This is a genomic window from Pseudomonas entomophila (genome assembly GCF_029478665.1).
Taxonomy (GTDB): Bacteria; Pseudomonadota; Gammaproteobacteria; order Pseudomonadales; family Pseudomonadaceae; genus Aquipseudomonas; species Aquipseudomonas entomophila_F.
Window position 1 is genome coordinate 82,572 of record NZ_JARPQB010000015.1, and the last position, 12,821, is coordinate 95,392.

The window sequence follows — 12,821 nt, forward strand, 5'->3', positions numbered from 1 at the left end:
TTATTGCGCCGCGGCCTGTTGTGCCTGGGCCAGGCTGACCGGCGTGCCCGGAACCAGGCCCGCCGGGCTGCCGACGATGACCTGGTCACCGGCGCGCAGGCCCTCGGTGATCTGCCAGCGCGCGCCCTGCATCACGCCGGTGCGCACGCTGCGCGCCTCGGCCAGGTTGCCGGTGCCCACCACCATCACCCGCGCCTCGCCATCGCTGCCGCGCTGCACGGCGCGTTGCGGCACGAGGATGGCCTGCTGATCGGTGCCCTGGGGGGTGCGCACGCGCACGTACATGCCGGGCAGGAGAATGCCGTCGGCGTTGTCGAAACGACCACGCAGGCTGACCTGGCCGGTGCCACGGTCGACCGCCACGTCGGTGAACATCAGCGCGCCCTGGCGCTGGTAGTCGGTGCCTTCGACCTGGGCCGTCAGCGCCTTGTCGTCGCCACCGGCCAACGCGCCGTCCTTCAAAGCCTGGCGCAGGCGCAGGGCATCGGCGGCGGACTGGGTGAAGTCGACATAGATCGGGTCGAGCTGCTGGATACGCGCCAGCAGCGTGGCATCGCCCTGCCCCACCAGCGCCCCTTCGGTGGCCAGGGCGCGGCCGATGCGCCCGGAGATCGGCGCGGTGACCGTGGCGTAGCCAAGGTTCAGGCGCGCGGTCTGCACGTCGGCCTGGGCTGAACGCACGGCGGCCTGGGCGCTGCGCAGCTCGGCGGTGGCGCTGTCGAAGTCCTGCTGGCTGACCGCTTCGATCTTGACCAGCGGCGCGTAGCGCTTGACCCGCGCCTGGGCTTCCTGCTGCACCGCCTGGGCACGGGCCTGGTCGCCCTCGGCCCGCGCCAGGGCGGCCTTGAACGGTGCCGGGTCGATCTGGAACAACACGTCGCCGGCCTTGACGTCGGCGCCCTCTTCGAAGCGCTTGTGCAGGACGATGCCAGCCACCCGCGCGCGCACCTCGGCGACCCGCATCGGCTCGACCCGGCCCGGCAGGGTCGAGGCCAGGGCCAACGGCTCGCCAGCCACGGTCACCACCTCCACCGGATACACCACCTCGGCCGCAGCCTGGGGCTGATCCGCCCCGTCGCAGCCCGACAGCGCGATCGCCGCCGCCAGCAGGCCGACCACCCCAATTGCACGCAAGTTGCCCATGAATTTCACCCGAGCCTTTGATTTGAAAACGGCGCGAATGGTACTCACGAAGCCTTATTGAGTCAATTTAGTCTCATTTGATTCTCTTGTTAAAGATTGTAATCACGGTAGCCGGTCGTCACCTCGTGGCACCCTTGACCTTGGGCAGGCGTCAAATGAGCACACTGGATTCAAGGAGAACGCCCATGGCCCTGCACGCCGTCGCCCCCCTCGCCGAGTTGAATGAACAGCGCCCGCTACGGGTCCAGGCCGGCGCCGAAGAAGTCATCCTGGTACGTCACGGCGACCAGGTGCGCGCCTACCAAGGCAACTGCCCCCATGCCGGCGCGCCCCTGGAGGAAGGGGTGGTCTGCGCCGGCCTGCTGGTCTGCCCGTGGCACAAGGCGGCGTTCGCCGTGGACGAAGGCGCCGTGTGCGAGCCTCCGGCGCTGGTCGACCTGCGCCGCTACCCGGTGCAGGTCAAGGATGGCCAGGTCTGGGTGGACGACCAGCCGCTGCCCAGGGCAGACCCACCCCTGCACAGCGATGCCCGCACCTTTGTCGTCATCGGCGCGGGCGCGGCGGGCAGCGCCGCCGTGGCGACCTTGCTCGGCCATGGCTTCGGCGGGCGGCTGGTGTGGATCGACCATGAGCCGCAAAGCGCCTACGACCGCACTGCCCTGAGCAAATTCGTCATTGCCGGGCAGATGCCCCCCGACGAAGTGCCTTCGTTGCTGGAGCCTGACGCTCTGCGCCGGGGCCAGTTGCAGCGCCTGCACGCCAAGGTCCGCTCATTGGATGTCGACAAGCGCGAGATCGCACTTGCCGACGGCAAGTCGCTCAAGTACGACGCCGCCTTGCTGGCCACCGGTGGCAAACCCCGGCGCCCGGACCTGCCTGGCGTCCAGTTGCCCGGCATCTGCGTGCTGCGCTCGCGGGAAGATGCCGCGCGCCTGCTCGACCTGGCCGAGCCCGGCCAACCGGTGGTGATCGTCGGGGACGGGTTCATCGGCCTGGAAGCCGCCTCGGCCCTGCGCAAGTACGGCTTGCAGGTGCATGTGGTCACGCGCCATCCGGTCCCGCTGGCCAAGCAACTGGGTGAGCGCATTGGCCGAACGCTGCGTGAGCTGCATGAACGCAAGGGCGTGGTGTTCCACGGCCCGACCGAAGTGACCGCCTTCGAGGGCAAGGAACGGGTCGAGGCGGTAGTGCTGGCCAATGGCGAACGGCTGGCCACCCCGCTGGTGCTGCTGGGCACCGGCGTCGCCCCGGCCACGCGCTATGTGCAGGGTTTGCCCCTGGGCGAGGACGGTGCCATCGAGGTCGATGCCCATCTGCAAGCCGGCGACGGCCTGTGGGCGGCCGGCGACATCGCCCGCTTTCCCCTCGCCGGCCGCACGGTGCGCATCGAGCACTGGCGCCTGGCCCAGCAGCACGGCGTGATCGCCGCCGCCAACATGCTCGGTGAGCGGCGCCGCTATGACGACGTGCCGTTCTTCTGGACCTACCAGCACGGGCGCACCTACGAGGTGCTCGGGCATGGCCGCTACTGGAACCGCATCGAGTTCGTGGGCGAGCCGGAACAGGGTGACTTCATCGCCTTGCAATGCATCGACGACGAGGTCGAGGCGGTGATCGCCAAAGGTTACTCGGATGCCATGGCCAAGTTGTCGCAGCGGATGAAGCGACCGCTGTCGAGCCGCGAAGCCCGCGAACTGATCGACACCGCTCAATCGTAGGAGCCAGCCTTGCTGGCGAACACCGGCCACGCCGGTGCCAACCACCGCGGCGCCTGCTTCGCCAGCAAGGCTGGCTCCTACAGAACGGTGGCCCTTTCAAACAGGGGCGGTTATGTGTAAAACCACTGGTTCACATCGCCTGACAAGGACCCGCGAGCATGATCTACCGCCCCCTCGGCCACTCTGGCCTGCAAGTCTCGGCCCTCACCCTGGGCAGCATGATGTTCGGTGAGCAGACCAGCACCGAAGACGCGCTGCGCATCATCGACAAGGCCTGGGACCAGGGCATCAACTTCATCGACACCGCCGACGTGTACAACGGCGGGCGCTCGGAAGAGATCGTCGGCGAGGCGGTGGCGCGCAACCGGCAGGACTGGATCGTCGCTTCGAAAGCCGGCTACGGCCCGGCCGATGGCGTACCCAACCGCAGCGGCCTGTCGCGCAAGCACCTGTTCAATGCCCTCGAAGCCAGCCTCACGCGCCTGGGCAGCGACTACCTGGACATCTACTACCTGCACCGCGAGGACCACGCGGTGCCACTGGAAGAGACCGTGCGCGCCATCGGCGACCTGCTGGCCCAGGGCAAGATCCGCTACTGGGGCGTGAGCAACTTCCGCGGCTGGCGCATCGCCGAGATCTGCAACGTCGCCGAGCGCCTGGGCGTGGCCAAGCCGGTGGTCAGCCAGCCGCTGTACAACATCGTCAACCGCCAGGCCGAGCCCGAGCAGCTCACCGCCGCCGCCTACCACGGCCTGGGCGTGGTGCCGTTCAGCCCCCTGGCCCGAGGCGTGCTCAGCGGCAAGTACGCGCCGGGCTCGACACCGGATGCCGGCAGCCGCGCCGGGCGCCAGGACAAGCGGATCCTGGAGGTGGAATGGCGCCAGGAGTCGCTGGCCATCGCCCAGAAGATCCACGCCTACACCGAGGCCAAGGGCGTTGGTATCGTCGAGTTCGCCATTGCCTGGGTGCTGAACAACCGCCTGGTCAGCTCGGCCATCGTCGGGCCGCGCACCGAAGCGCAGTGGGACACCTACGCCGGCGCGCTGGAGGTCAAGGTCACGGCGGAAGATGAAGCCTTCATCGATTCGCTGGTAACGCCGGGGCATGCCTCGACGCCGGGGTTCAACGACGTGGCGCATTTCGTGACCGGGCGCTTGCCGCGGGCATGAGGCTTACGCAAGACCTGTAGGAGCGGCTTCAGCCGCGATGCGGCCGTCGCGGTGTGTGGCACCCGCTTTGCGGGTGATCGCGGCTGAAGCCGCTCCTACAGGGGCCACGCCAATTGGGGAGCCATGCGCCGGGGTATCGGTCCCCCCTTTCCCCAATCACCTCGGTATCGTGCGCACCATCGAATCACCTTTCCGATGGAGCCCCGATGAAACTCTTCGAACCCCTCAAGCTCGGCCCTCTGACGCTGCCCAACCGGGTGTTCATGGCCCCCCTGACCCGCCTGCGCAGCCTGGAACCCGGCGATGTGCCAACACCCCTGATGGCCGAGTACTACCGCCAGCGCGCCAGCGCCGGGCTGATCATCAGCGAAGCCACGCAGATCTCCTTCCAGGCCAAGGGCTACTCCGGCTCGCCGGGTATCCACACCCCCGAGCAGATCGCCGCCTGGCGCCAGGTCAACGAAGGCATCCATGCCGACGGCGGCCACAGCGCGGTGCAGGTCTGGCACACCGGCCGCGTGTCGCACACCTCGCTGCAACCGAACGGCGACGCGCCCGTGGCGCCTTCCGCGCTGCCGGCCAACGCCCGGACCTCGCTGCGTGACGAAAACCGCAAGGTGATCCGCGTCGAGACCTCCACGCCACGCGCCTTGAGCGAAGCCGAAATCGCCGCGATCATCGCCGACTTCGGCCAGGCCGCCGCCAACGCCCGCAAGGCCGGCTTCGACTTCATCGAACTGCACGCCGCCCATGGCTACCTGCTGCACCAGTTCCTCACCCCCAGCGCCAACATCCGCGACGACCGCTACGGCGGCAGTGTCGAGAACCGTGCGCGCATCGTGCTCGAAGCGGTGGACGCCGCCATCGCCCAATGGAGCGCCGACCGGGTGGGCATCCGCATCTTCCCGCTGGGTGGTTTCAATGGCGTCGACAACGGTGAAGATCAGGAAGCTGCCGGGCTGTACCTGATTGGCGAGCTGGCCAAGCGCAACCTGGCCTACCTGCACCTGTCCGAACCGGACTGGGCCGGTGGCCAGCCGCTGCGCGAGGAATTCCGCGAGGCGATTCGCGCGGTGTATCCAGGGGTGATCGTGGCGGCGGGCGCCTACACGGCCGAAAAAGCCGAAGACCTGCTCAGCCGTGGGCTGATCGACGCGGTGGCATTCGGCCGTGCGTTCATCGCCAACCCGGACCTGGTGGAACGCCTGCGGCTGCGGGCGCCGCTGAACGAACACCGGGCGCAGTTCGACTATTCCAATGGGGCCGAGGGGTATACCGACTACCCCGTGCTGAAACAGGCTTGAATGCAGCAAGGGCGCCGCAAGCGCCCTCTTCTCCTCAGCCTTGCGCGACCTTTGTAGGAGCCAGCCTTGCTGGCGAACACCGGCAAGGCCGGTGCCAACCGTGGTGAATCTGTCAGATTGCTGGCATTGTGCATCTTTCCCCGCGCAAAGGACGCGCTCCATGGCCCTGCACCTCTGGTTGACCTTCTCCTTCGCCTACCTGCTTACCTCGCTCATCCCCGGCCCCAACGTCCTGCTGACCGTGCGCAACGCCCTGCGCTACGGCCCCTCCGGTATGGGCATGACCCTGTTCGGCAACCTTACCGCGCAACTGCTGACCATCACCGCCGTGGCCATGGGCGTGGGTGCCCTGCTGATCTCGCTGCCCACGGCGTTCCTGGTGCTGAAGCTGGCCGGCGCCGGCTACCTGATCTACCTCGGCCTGCGCCAACTGCTGACACCCAGCGGCCCCGCCGCCGCGGCCACCTCCACGGTCGCGACGCCGCCCCAGACGCAATGGCGCATCGCCGTGGAAGCCTTCCTGGTGTCGGTGAGCAACCCCAAGACCCTGGTGTTCTTCTGCGCCTTCCTGCCGCAGTTCCTCGAGCCTGGGCGGCCGCTCTTCGGCCAGTTCGCGGCGATGTACCTGAGCGGCTCGCTGATCGTCTGCCTGGTGCATTCGTTCTACTGCTTCACCGCCTACCGCTTCGGCCTGCGCCTGAAGGCTTCGCCCCTGGCCGCCTGGATCAAGCGGGCCACCGGCGCGCTGTTCATCGGTTTGGGCGTGCGCCTGCTCAACGTCAGGGCGGTGTAGCCCCACTGGCTCGCTCAGCAGACTCAAGCGTCAATGCAGACGAGGCTCGTCGACAACAACGATATTGACGGCGTACCACAGGCCATCCGCGCCTTGCACCAGCTCATAGCTGACATGCTGGCCTTCGCGGATGATGGAGGTACCGTCACCCACCGCGCCCTTGAGAAAAGCCACTTCACGCTCGCCTGGCGCGGTGAACTCAGGGTCGGCTTGGGCAAGGATGGCAGGGGGTTGATGCCGAGATTTTCTGGTCATGAATAGCGCTTCCCAATAGGTATAGGCAGGCTTCATGCCGCTTCGATACAACGGCAGCACAGGCGGGTATGGTTGAATTTGCTCACCTGAACAGGCCTGAACTGGTGGACAGTTCAGGCCGCGATGCAAGGGCTTTCCGCCGGGTCAGATAATTTGCACTTCTTCGGCTTGCATACCCTTTTGCCCTCTTACGACTATGAAGCTGACTTGCTGACCTTCTTTCAAACTCGTGAAGCCATCCGCCTGGATCGACCTGAAGTGAACGAACAGGTCATCGCCACTTTGCGGAGTAATGAACCCAAATCCTTTTTCATCGTTGAACCACTTCACGGTTCCTGTTTGTCTATTGGACATGCTCTGAATCCTCGCTCGTTAACGGCGTGCTTTAGGACGGGTCCTGCTGGTGGACAGCCCCCGGTAAGATGCATGTTGCGCCCGTCCGGATAAGGGTTCCACTGGCATTTTTACCAGTACCGCCAACCGTGGCGGCCCTGCACGAACAGTCAACTCAAATGGGGGAAGCTGCGCTGTCGCGCAGAAATCAACGCCCCCTGTAGGAGCGGGTTCACCCGCGAAGCAGGCACCACCGTGGATGGCACGGGCTTCGCCCGTGTTCGCGGGGCAAGCCCGCTCCTACAGGGGGTTGCGCAGGTTTCAGATAGGCGAGCAAGGCATCCTGCTAGACCTCCCAGGGTACACCGCTCTCCCAGCGCGCAACCAACAGGTCGATAAAGCCACGCACCCGCGGCGACAGGTGCCTGCGGCTCGGGTAGACGATACGGATCGGGTCCGCAGGCGGACGGAAGTCGTGCAGCACCTCCACCAGCGCCCCGCTGCGCAGGTCGTCCCCGGTGATGTAGGTCGGCAGGTGAATCAGCCCGAACCCCGCTCGCGCGCCTTCGAGCATTGCCTCGGAACTGTCGATATTCAGCCGCCCCGGCTCTTCGCACAGGTGCAGGCCTTCCTCGGTGCGAAAGCGCCAGGGGCTGGCCTTCTCCCCCGCCAGAAACGCGATCTTGTCGTGCCCGTACAAGTCCGCCGGCACCTGCGGCGTGCCATGTTGACGCAGGTAATCGGGCGAAGCGCAGGTGACGAACTGCTGCCAGGCCACGGTACGGGTCAGCAGCTGCGAGTCCTCCTTGGGCGCGCAGATGCGCACGGCCACGTCAATGCCCTCCTCGACCAGGTCGACGAAGCGGTCGGTGAAGCGGATATCCGCGCGCAGCTGCGGCCACTGCTTCAGGTAGGCATCGAGAATCGGCAGCACGTGGCGTTGGCCGAACGACAACGGCGCGGTCAGGCGCAGGGTGCCGGTGGGCTGGCTGCGGCGCTGGGCCATGGTGGTCTCGACCTCGTCCAGGTCGTCGAGGATCTGCCGCCAGCGCTCGAACGCCACCTGCCCCTCGTCGGTCAGGCTCAGCTTGCGCGTGGTGCGGTTGAGCAGGCGCACCGCCATGCGCGCTTCCAGGCGAGCGATGCTCTTGCCCACGGCCGAGCGAGTCAGCCCCAGGCTCGCCGCTGCCGCGGTGAAGCTGCCGGCCTTCGCGGCGCTGACGAAGGCGGCGATATCGCCGAAGCGGTTGGGTTCCATGCTGGGCTCCTGGACAAGACAAGGCCTGCTAGATGGGTGCGCTTGGGCCTATTGCAAGGGCTGGTGTGTCTGGGACAGGTATTTTTCCATCCAGCTGGCCAGCGGCAACGGCGGTTGCGGCTCGAGGATGCGCCGCCAGATCAGCTTGAGGTCCTCGGCATTGAACATAGAACTGACCCCGGCGCCCGTCCACGGCCGTGGCTGGATCGCGGCCCACTGCCCGGCCCCGTCGCGGCGGGCCATCTCGAAGCGGAAGCTGTAGTTGCCGGGGGTGCCCATGCGCAGGTCACTGACCACCAGCGAGTCGCCCACCATGTCGTAGCGTAGCCAGTTGCCGGTGAACCAGCGCAGGCGTTCATACAGTGGTACGCCTTCGAGCACCTTCGCCGCCGCCAGGTTCAGCGGCTGGCGCTGCATCTCTGGCGGCGCACGGTCGAACCAGCTGCTCACGCCCTCGTAGTAATCACCGTCCGGCGTCTTCGCCAGCACTCGCCAGATCAGGCTGTTGAAGGCGAGTGGCACCGCGCGTACTTCGCTCACGGCGATACCCTGCTGGACTAGCGCCTGCTGGAAGCGATGCTCGGCGACGACGCGCCCGGCCAGGCCGAAGCCCAGGTAGGCGGTGCTGAAGGCCAGTGCCAGCGCCAGCATCGGCATCGCCCTGCCGGCCAGGCCGCGAACCAGCGCGTAGCCTACTGCCAATAGCAACGGCACGGTGTAGACCGGGTCGATGATGAACACTGCCGCCCAGCTTGCCGGTATCGGCTGCAACGGCCAGAACAGCTGGGTGCCGTAGACGGTGAATGCGTCGAGAATCGGGTGGGTGACCAGCACCAGCCAGAACGCCAGGAAAGCCCTCGGCCAGGTGTAGCCCTTTTCGGGCCACCGTCTCTGCCCCAGCCAGGTGACCAACAGGGCCAGCAGCAGCGCAAGGCCGGTGAGCACGAACAGCGAATGGGAGAACCCGCGGTGATAGGTCATCCGTGACACCGGGTCGGCATAGCGGATGACTACGTCGAGGTCCGGCAGGGTGGCCAGGGCGGCGCCGTAGAACAGCGAGCGACGGCCCTGGATGCGGCCCAGCACGGTGCCCTGCAGGGCGGCGCCGAGGACGGCTTGGGTGAGTGAGTCCAAAGGGAGGCTCCACGACAATGATTCGCGGAACCTACCTGCATACCGCCAGCCAGTGCAAATCGGGATGCCTGCGCCGGCCCTGTTCGCCGGCAAGGCCGGCTCCTACAGAGATAGCACCAACCTCTAGACCAACGCCGTACCTGTAGGAGCCGGCTTTGCCGGCGAACAGGGCCGGAGGGGTCAGAACAACTGCCAGGTGTACACCAGGATCAGCCGGTTCTCGTCGATATCACTGCGGTAGTTCGACCGCGCCATGGCGTTCCTCACCCGGATCCCCAGCCCCTTGAGCACCCCGCCCTGCACCGCGTAGCCCAGGTCGATGTCGCGCTCGCGGTCCTTGCCCTCGAAGCCCTGCCCGGTGTCGACGTTGTTGCCGGTGATGTAGCGCACCGTCGCCGTCAGCCCGGGGATGCCCAGCGCGGCGAAGTTGTAGTCGTAGCGCAACTGATAGGAGCGCTCGTCGGTGTAGGCGAACTCATACGTCGGCACTTCGTTGCCCAGCGGCGTGATGTTGGCGAACACCCGAGGGAACGGGCTGTCGCCGTACATGGCCTGGTAGCCGGCGCCGAAGCTGTGGCCACCAAGCCGGGCGGTGAACATCGAGAAGAACGCCTGGTTGTCGATATTGCCCAGCAGCGCATCGCCGTCTTCGCGGGCGCTGAAGTAACCGAGGTTGGCGCCCAGTACCCAGTCGCCCAGCGCCTTGCTGTGCTTGAGGCCGACGAAACCCTGCTGGTAGATATCCTCCAGCTGGCCATACCACAGGCTCAGGCTGCTCTGGCTGGCGTTGAAGGCATAGTCGCCGCCCACATAGTTGAAGGCATCGCTGGCGACCTGGCGCTGGGGCACATGGCCGAGCATGGCGTTGAGCTTGCCGTCGCCCGCTTCATTGCGCAGGTGGCTGGAACTCAGGTGACCGGTTTGCAGGGTCAGGCCATCGAGTTCAGCGGAACTCAGGCTCACGCCCTGGTAGGTGGGCGGCAGCAGGCGGATATCGCTGAAGGTCAGCACCGGCAGGTTCGGTTGCAGCTCACCGACGCGCAACTCGGTTTTCGACAGCCGCGCCTTGAACGTCGGCGCCAGGCGGCTGTACTCGCCAGCGGCGCGGCCATCGCCATGCACCGGCAGCAGCCCGGTATTGACCCGGTCAGGGCTGCTGTCGAGCCTGATCCCCAGCAGGCCCAACGCATCCACGCCAAAGCCGACGGTGCCCGGGGTATAGCCGGACTTGAAGTCGAGGATGAAACCTTGGGCCCACTCCTCGGCCTTGGATTGCCGATTGGCGCCGACGATATCCGAGAAGTCCCGGCTGAAGTAGTAGTTGCGGGCGCTGAGGCTGGCCTTGGCGTCCTCGAAAAAGCCGCCGTCGGCGGCCAGCAAAGGTTGGCTGAGCAGGCTCAGGCCGATGGCGACACAAGGGGTATGGTTCATTCCGAAGCTCTCTGATCTTGTTGTTATGTGATGAAGCACTGAACCGTGGGGGTGATGCCGAAGTGGGACTCCTTACTTGGCGGTTGCGGCTTGTGCTCGAGGGCGACGCAGGCTGCCCAGGGCATGGGCCAGCAGCCCGAACAGCAGGCCCCAGAACGCCGCCGACAAGCCGAGGAAGGCCACGCCCGAGGCCGTGACCAGGAAGGTGAACAACCCGGCATCGCGTTCGCCGGGGTCGGCCAGGCTGCGTGTCAGGGCCTCGCTGATCGCGCCATACAGGGCAAGGCCGGCGAGCGTGGCCACCAGCGCGGCGGGGAACGCCGCGAACAGCGAGATGAGGGTGGCGCCGGCGATGCCCAGCACCAGGTACAGCACGCTGCCCGCCACCGCGGCCACATAGCGGCGGCGCGAATCTTCATGGGCCTCGCGCCCCGTGCACAGGCTGGCGGTGACGGCCGCCAGGTTCAGCCCATGGCAGCCGAACGGCGCAAGCAAGGCGCCCACCACCGCGCTGGCACTGATCAAAGGGCTGGCAGGCGTGCCGTAGCCGGCGTTGCGCAGCACCGCCATGCCCGGCATGAACTGGCCCGTGAGCGCCACCAGCACCAGGGGCAAGGCCAGGTTGAGCGTCGCCAGCAGGCTGAACTGCGGCGCGACCCATTGCGGCGAGGCCAGGGCCAGGACCAGTTCGCCGCCATGAAACTCGCCACTGGCCAGGGTCACCAGCGCGCCGACCGCCAGCACCGCTGCCACGGCGTAGCGCGGTTGCGTGCGACGCATCAGCACATAGGTGACAAACATCGCCAGCACCAACAGGGGTTGCACCGGCAATGCACGAAACACCTCGATGCCGAAGCTGAACAGGATTCCGGCCTGCAAGCCGGCGGCGATGGAACCCGGTAGCCGGGCGACCAGGCGGTCGAAAGCACCACTGAGGCCGATCAGCAGCAGTATCAGGTTGGCCACCAGGTAGGCGCCCACCGCCTGCGCCAGGCCCAACTGCGGCAAGGCGGTGACCAGCAACGCCGAACCCGGGATCGACCAGGCGATCACCACGGGAGCCCGGTAGCGCAGGCTGAGCAGCAGGCCGAGCGCGCCGCTGCCCAGGGACACCGCCCACACCCACGAGGACAACCGGGCATGGGACAGGCCGGCAGCTTCGGCGGCATGGAAGATGATCACCAGCGGGCCGGCGTAGGAGATCAGCGTGGCAATGCAGCCGGCGACCACGGCGGACAGGGAGCAGTCCTTGGACAGGGCTTTCATGGCGGCTCGCTTCTCGATTGAATGGCAGGATTCCTTGTTCGCCAGCAAGCCGGCGCCTACACGAAACCCCGTAGGAGCCGGCTTGCCGGCGAACCCACCTCAAGCCTGCTGCAAGGCCCGCGGCCGCCCGCTGCGCTGCTCGGCCTCGCTGCCCTGTGCCTTCTGCAACTGGAAGTCGAACTTGAGCTCGGCAACACGCCCCTGCTCACCGTCACGGAACACCACCTCCCCCACCAGCCCGTCACGGGTGGCATAGGCGAAGTCATCCCACAGGTACTGGTCGCCGGCCAGGTTGATCTGGGTGGTCAGGTGCCGGTGCCCCGGCGCCGAGATGAAGAAGTGGATATGCGCCGGGCGTTGGCCGTGGCGGCCGAGCAGGTCCAGGCATTCCTGGGTCGGCCCCTGCGGATCGCAGCCATACCCCGACGGCACGATGGAGCGCGCGCGGTAACGGCCGTCCGCGTCGGTGACGATGCGCCGGCGCAGGTTGTATTCGGACTGGCTCTGGTCGAAGAACGAGTAGGTGCCACGGGTATTGGCATGCCACAGGTCGACGGTGGCGCCGGCCACCGGCTGGCCGCTGGGGTCGAACACCTGCCCTTCGAGGAACATCAGCGTGGCCACGCCCTCCTCGCTGCCATCGTCCATGCGCGCCTCGCCCTGGGCGATCGGCGCATCGGCCACGTACAGCGGGCCTTCGATGGTGCGCGGGGTACCGCCGGTGAGGCCGGCCTGTGCATCCTTGGCATCCTGCAGCAGGTCGAGGAAGTGCTCGACGCCCAGCCCCGCCACCAGCAACCCGGCCTCGCCGCGCCCGCCCAGGCGGTTGAGGTAGTCGACGGTGTGCCAGAACTCGTCCTCGCTGATCTCCAGGTCCTCGATCAGCCGCGCGGTGTCCTGCAGCACGCGCTGGACGATGCGCTTGAGGCGTGGGCTGCCGTTGTCGTTGCCGAAACCAGCGACCTCTTCGAAGAACGCTTGCACGTCAGGGGTATGGGAAATCTTCACGGTCATGAT

At 66.8% G+C, this 12,821-nt stretch carries 12 protein-coding genes; 4 read left to right on the forward strand and 8 right to left on the reverse strand.

From position 1 onward, the window contains the following. Positions 1-1,143, reverse strand: coding sequence for a MexC family multidrug efflux RND transporter periplasmic adaptor subunit (locus tag P5705_RS10240; RefSeq protein WP_277460718.1), 1,143 nt, complete (start codon positions 1,141-1,143; stop codon positions 1-3). 185 nt (positions 1,144-1,328) lie between these two features. On the opposite strand from P5705_RS10240, the gene P5705_RS10245 reads away from it, so the two are divergent. The 4 genes from P5705_RS10245 (at position 1,329) to P5705_RS10260 (ending at position 6,127) form a co-directional block, all read left to right on the forward strand. Continuing rightward, positions 1,329-2,861, forward strand: coding sequence for an FAD-dependent oxidoreductase (locus tag P5705_RS10245; protein ID WP_277460719.1), 1,533 nt, complete (start codon positions 1,329-1,331; stop codon positions 2,859-2,861). Between the two features lie 158 nt (positions 2,862-3,019). Continuing rightward, positions 3,020-4,030, forward strand: a complete 1,011-nt coding sequence (locus P5705_RS10250; protein ID WP_277460720.1) for an aldo/keto reductase — start codon at positions 3,020-3,022, stop codon at positions 4,028-4,030. Between the two features lie 206 nt (positions 4,031-4,236). Then, complete coding sequence (locus P5705_RS10255; protein WP_277460721.1) at positions 4,237-5,334, forward strand: alkene reductase; 1,098 nt, start codon at positions 4,237-4,239, stop codon at positions 5,332-5,334. Between the two features lie 160 nt (positions 5,335-5,494). Then, positions 5,495-6,127 carry a LysE family translocator gene (locus P5705_RS10260; protein ID WP_277460722.1) on the forward strand — a complete coding sequence of 211 codons (633 nt, stop codon included), beginning with the start codon at positions 5,495-5,497 and terminating at the stop codon, positions 6,125-6,127. Positions 6,128-6,157: 30 nt separating this feature from the next. Here P5705_RS10260 and P5705_RS10265 read toward each other — a convergent pair whose 3' ends face one another. From P5705_RS10265 to catA, 7 genes are all read right to left on the reverse strand, one after another. Next, positions 6,158-6,382, reverse strand: coding sequence for a hypothetical protein (locus P5705_RS10265; protein WP_277460724.1), 225 nt, complete (start codon positions 6,380-6,382; stop codon positions 6,158-6,160). A gap of 144 nt (positions 6,383-6,526) precedes the next feature. Beyond that, positions 6,527-6,736, reverse strand: coding sequence for a cold-shock protein (locus P5705_RS10270; protein WP_277460725.1), 210 nt, complete (start codon positions 6,734-6,736; stop codon positions 6,527-6,529). A 325-nt stretch (positions 6,737-7,061) separates the two neighbouring features. After that, a complete protein-coding gene (locus P5705_RS10275) occupies positions 7,062-7,973 on the reverse strand; it encodes a LysR family transcriptional regulator (protein ID WP_277460726.1) in 912 nt (303 codons plus the stop codon). 48 nt (positions 7,974-8,021) lie between these two features. Then, positions 8,022-9,107, reverse strand: coding sequence for a metal-dependent hydrolase (locus tag P5705_RS10280; protein WP_277460727.1), 1,086 nt, complete (start codon positions 9,105-9,107; stop codon positions 8,022-8,024). 180 nt (positions 9,108-9,287) lie between these two features. Next, complete coding sequence (locus P5705_RS10285; protein ID WP_277460728.1) at positions 9,288-10,538, reverse strand: OprD family porin; 1,251 nt, start codon at positions 10,536-10,538, stop codon at positions 9,288-9,290. Between the two features lie 72 nt (positions 10,539-10,610). Continuing rightward, a complete protein-coding gene (locus P5705_RS10290; protein WP_277460729.1) occupies positions 10,611-11,804 on the reverse strand; it encodes a benzoate/H(+) symporter BenE family transporter in 1,194 nt (397 codons plus the stop codon). Between the two features lie 99 nt (positions 11,805-11,903). Continuing rightward, the gene (gene catA, locus P5705_RS10295) at positions 11,904-12,818 is read right to left on the reverse strand and encodes a catechol 1,2-dioxygenase (protein WP_277460731.1); all 915 of its coding nucleotides are present in this window, start codon (positions 12,816-12,818) and stop codon (positions 11,904-11,906) included. Between the last annotated feature and the right edge of the window lie 3 nt (positions 12,819-12,821).

Bases quoted from the DNA above. Each gene is read 5' to 3' on its own strand.
- P5705_RS10240 (WP_277460718.1), bottom strand. From the start codon at position 1,143: ATGGGCAACTTGCGTGCAATTGGGGTGGTCGGCCTGCTGGCGGCGGCG.
- P5705_RS10245 (WP_277460719.1), top strand. From the start codon at position 1,329: ATGGCCCTGCACGCCGTCGCCCCCCTCGCCGAGTTGAATGAACAGCGC.
- P5705_RS10250 (WP_277460720.1), top strand. From the start codon at position 3,020: ATGATCTACCGCCCCCTCGGCCACTCTGGCCTGCAAGTCTCGGCCCTC.
- P5705_RS10255 (WP_277460721.1), top strand. From the start codon at position 4,237: ATGAAACTCTTCGAACCCCTCAAGCTCGGCCCTCTGACGCTGCCCAAC.
- P5705_RS10260 (WP_277460722.1), top strand. From the start codon at position 5,495: ATGGCCCTGCACCTCTGGTTGACCTTCTCCTTCGCCTACCTGCTTACC.
- P5705_RS10265 (WP_277460724.1), bottom strand. From the start codon at position 6,382: ATGACCAGAAAATCTCGGCATCAACCCCCTGCCATCCTTGCCCAAGCC.
- P5705_RS10270 (WP_277460725.1), bottom strand. From the start codon at position 6,736: ATGTCCAATAGACAAACAGGAACCGTGAAGTGGTTCAACGATGAAAAA.
- P5705_RS10275 (WP_277460726.1), bottom strand. From the start codon at position 7,973: ATGGAACCCAACCGCTTCGGCGATATCGCCGCCTTCGTCAGCGCCGCG.
- P5705_RS10285 (WP_277460728.1), bottom strand. From the start codon at position 10,538: ATGAACCATACCCCTTGTGTCGCCATCGGCCTGAGCCTGCTCAGCCAA.
- P5705_RS10290 (WP_277460729.1), bottom strand. From the start codon at position 11,804: ATGAAAGCCCTGTCCAAGGACTGCTCCCTGTCCGCCGTGGTCGCCGGC.
- catA (WP_277460731.1), bottom strand. From the start codon at position 12,818: ATGACCGTGAAGATTTCCCATACCCCTGACGTGCAAGCGTTCTTCGAA.